Genomic DNA, 3,855 nt, shown 5'->3' on the forward strand with positions numbered 1-3,855 from the left:
CGATGGCGGCTTGCACCAGCAATCCGCGGACCAATTCGATCGCGACGGACGCCGCGGTCGGAGCGGCCGGCGGCGCTGCGGTCGGCGCGGTCGTGCCTGGCGTGAGCGTCATCACCGGCGCCGCGGTCGGAGCGGCGATCGGCGGCCTCGCGGGCGCGGTGTGGGCCGACAACAACAATGACGGCTATGTCGACGGCTATGTCCAGAACGGCCAATATTATGCCGGTCCGCCGGCGGGCTACGATCCGAACACGCATAGCGTTCTTGCCGGTGCGGCGACCGGCGCGCTCGGCGGCGCGGCTCTCGGCGCTGCCGCCGGTGCGGTGATCCCGGGCGTCAGCGTCCTTCAGGGCGCGGTGGTCGGCGCCGCGGTCGGCGGTCTCGCCGGCGCGATCTGGGCCGACCGGAACAACGACGGCGTGGTGGACGGATACGTTTACAACGGCCAATACTACCAGGGTGCGCCGTCGACGACTCCGCCGCCCATGGCTCCGGCCCCGACCTATGCGGCGCCGGCTTCCCGCGGTGAGCGTGGATAATCGGCGTCCCGCCGAAGCGGTTTCGGCGGGAAACCGGAATCGGAGAAGAAGTGAGAAGTCTGCGTAACTGGTGCACCGGCCGACGGCCGGTGCACTCTTTTCGAAAGAATGGCCTTGCTGCGGCGCTGATGCTCGGCGCGGCGGCTTTCTGCGCGCCGGCGGCTGCGGGCGCGCAGACGGCCACGGTTGCGACCGCAGCCGCTGTTGCGAAGCCGCAGACGGGCCAGACAGTCGCCGATTTCTACAAGGCGAGGCACGGCGCGCCGCTGTGGCTGACGCCCGCCGCCGGCGATGCGGCGCAGCAGCTCCTTGCCCTGCTCACCACCGCGACCATCGATGGGCTCAGCCCCGATAAATACCATCCCGCGGACCTCCAGGCCGCGCTCGACAAGGCACGGTCGGGCAAGCGCAAATATGTCCAACGCGCCGACGAAGCGCTTTCGGAAGCCTTCGTCGCCTATGTCGACGATCTGCGGCAGGATCCCGGCGTCGGAATCACCTGGGTCGATCCCAGTCTGAAGCCGACTCCGCCAACGCCGCTCGCGGCATTGCTCGCGGCGGCATCGGCGCCGTCGCTCTCGGCCTATGTGTCCGACATGGGCTGGATGCATCCCTTCTACGGCGAGCTTCGCGACGCGATCGCCGAGCACAAGTACAGCACCGACCAGCAGCGCGAGATCCTCGAGCTCAATCTCGAGCGCTCGCGCATCCTCCCGGCCGCCAATTCGCGCTACATCCTGGTCAACGCCGCGCAGCAGCGGCTGTTCATGTACGACAACCGCAAGCCGGTGGACTCGATGGTCGTCGTCGTCGGCAAGACCAAATATCCGACGCCGATGATGGCCGCCTACATCCGCTATGCGGCGCTCAATCCCTATTGGTACGTGCCGCCCGATCTCGCGTGGGACGACGTCGGCCAGTTCGTCGAGAAGCAGGGCTTCAGCTATTTCGAGAAGATGGGTTACGAGCAGGTCTCGGACTGGTCGAAGAACCCGCAAATCCTCGACGCGAGGAAGATCGACTGGGACGCCGTCCGCGACGGCAAGACCGAGGTCTATCTGCGTCAGAAGCCCGGCCCCGAGAATTTCATGGGGCGGATCAAATTCATGTTCCACAACGAGTTCGGCGTGTACCTGCACGACAACCCGCGGCGGAACCTGTTCAAGGAATCGGTCCGCTACTTCAGCGGTGGCTGCGTCCGGCTCGAGGATGCGTGGCGGCTCAGCAAATGGCTGTTCCATCGCGACCTGAGCTGGCAGGACGCCGGTACGGAGCAGCCGGTGCCGCTGGATCAGCCGGTGCCGGTCTATATCACCTACATGACCGCGGTGCCGGACGGACAGGCCATCGCTTATTACGACGACGCCTACGGGCGCGACAAAGCGAAGCTGGCGGGCATGGACAACGGCAAAAGCGGCACTTCGGTCGCTGGCCGCTAATCAGCGCGGAGCCCAGTTGGGCGCCCAGGTCACGTCCTGCGCAACCGGCCGGCCGCTCGGGTCGCGTGCCGGGCTGAAGCGCACATAGGCCAGCGTCAGCTGGCACATCAGCGAATCGGCATATTCGCTGCCGCTGCTGCGCAGCACTCGGCAGTTCGACACCGTGCCGTCCGGATTGACGTGGATGTTGATCGCGACGCTGCCCGAGCGAAGGCCGCTGGCCGCCAGCCGCCGGTACTGGCTGTCCGGGATCTTGGTCAGCTTCCGCGCCGGGGTGAAGCCGCCGGAACCTCCGGCGCCCGCGCCACTCCCACTGCCGCCCGCGCCCGTACCGGCGCCGCGGGTCCCCGCACCCGAGGTGGAGGCACTGCCGGTTCCAGCGACCTTCGCCGCCGGAAGGGGCGACTGGACCGGCAGCGGCGGCGTCGGAGCCACGACCGGCGAGGGTTTGGCCCTCTTCGCCGGCGCACCGGCTGCTTCTTTCATCGCGCGCTGCGGCTGCCGCTTGGGCGGGGGCTCGACCGGCGGGGGAGGCGGGGGCGGCGCGAGGTTGAAGGTCTTCAATTGCTCGACCGCCTGGCTGACGATCGGCACCCGCAGCCCCGACAAGATGATGAAGGCGAGCGCGACATGCACGGCGGCGACCGCGACCATCGCCTTGGCCCGGTCGGGCCCGTCAGCGGCTCCGCGGTAGCTCGACACGCCTGTCCTCCGCCCGATAAACGCGCGCGCGGCGCGAAATTTTCGGCGGGCTATTCGTGGGCGGCTCTCGTCGCCTCGGCGACGAAATCGGCGTTCTTCCGCTCCGGCCCGAGCGCCGTCCAGACGGCGATCAGCACGGCCATCGACCCGCCGAATATCGCGAGCGCAAGTCCGTAATTATTGCCGTGGCTCTCGGCGATCTGCGCCTGGAACACGCCGTTGCGCGACATCAGCAAATTGCCGAGCTGGTAGGCAAAGCCGGGGAAGAGCGCTCGCGCGGCCGGCGGCGACAGTTCGTTGAGGTGGACCGGGACGATACCCCACGCGCCCTGGACCGCGACCTGCATCAGGAAGGCGCCGATGCCGAGCAACAATGGCGTAGCGGCGAACGCCCATAGCGGAATGATCGGCAGCGCAAGCAGGCTGGCGACGATGATCGTCCGCTTGCGCCCGAGCCTTTCCGACCAGATCCCGAAGCCGATGCCGCCGACGATCGCCCCGACGTTCATGATCGCGGTCAGCGTTCCGGTCACGTGGGTGTCGAAATGATGCTGGACCTGGAGGAAGGTCGGATAGAGGTCCTGCGTGCCGTGGCTGAACGCGTTGAACGCCGCCATCAGCACGATCATGTAGAGCGCGATCTTCCAGTTGCCGACGAGCTCGGCGATCGGCCGGGCGCGGCGCTTGCGGTGCCGCTCCTCGAATACCGGGCTCTCCTTCACGTGGATGCGGATCAGAAGGACGAGGAAGGCGGGGGCGACGCCGACCATGAACATGCCGCGCCAGCCGATCGTGTCGAACAAAAGAAAATAGACGATGCTTGCGACGAAATAACCGGATGGATAGCCGCTCTGCAGGAGCCCGGAGACAGGGCCGCGCAGCCTGGGCGGGATGGTCTCCATGACCAGGCTTGCGCCGAGGCCCCATTCGCCGCCCATGCCCACGCCGAACAGGAACCGCAGCACGAGCAGGCTTGTCAGCGTCGGCGCGAAGCCCGAGGCGAACTCGAACAGCGAGAAGATGATGATGTCGGCCATCAGCACCGGGCGGCGCCCGAACCGCTCGCCGAGCCAGCCGAAGATGAAGGCGCCGAGCGGCCGCGCGGCGAGGGTCAGAAAGACGCCCTCGGCAACCGCCTTCACGTCGGTGCCGAACTCCTTGGAGATCGCCGTCAG

Annotated in this window: 4 protein-coding genes; 2 read left to right on the plus strand and 2 right to left on the minus strand. The window is 67.5% G+C overall.

The genetic code is table 11. The features are described 5' to 3' along the window. Both VFT73_RS08440 and VFT73_RS08445 read left to right on the plus strand, forming a co-directional pair. The coding region (locus tag VFT73_RS08440) for a glycine zipper domain-containing protein (protein ID WP_326409831.1) at window positions 1-539 on the plus strand (539 nt) is incomplete at its 5' end. Between the two features lie 89 nt (window positions 540-628). Beyond that, window positions 629-1,978, plus strand: coding sequence for a L,D-transpeptidase family protein (locus VFT73_RS08445; RefSeq protein ID WP_326409832.1), 1,350 nt, complete (start codon window positions 629-631; stop codon window positions 1,976-1,978). Here VFT73_RS08445 and VFT73_RS08450 read toward each other — a convergent pair whose 3' ends face one another. Together VFT73_RS08450 and VFT73_RS08455 are read right to left on the minus strand one after the other, a co-directional pair. After that, on the minus strand, window positions 1,979-2,680 hold the full coding sequence (locus VFT73_RS08450; RefSeq protein WP_326409833.1) for a TonB family protein: 702 nt from the start codon (window positions 2,678-2,680) through the stop codon (window positions 1,979-1,981). 50 nt (window positions 2,681-2,730) lie between these two features. After that, the coding region (locus tag VFT73_RS08455) for an MFS transporter (protein ID WP_326409834.1) at window positions 2,731-3,855 on the minus strand (1,125 nt) is incomplete at its 5' end.

This window comes from Sphingomonas sp. (assembly GCF_035758555.1).
In the GTDB taxonomy this organism is placed as follows: Bacteria; Pseudomonadota; Alphaproteobacteria; order Sphingomonadales; family Sphingomonadaceae; genus Sphingomonas_B.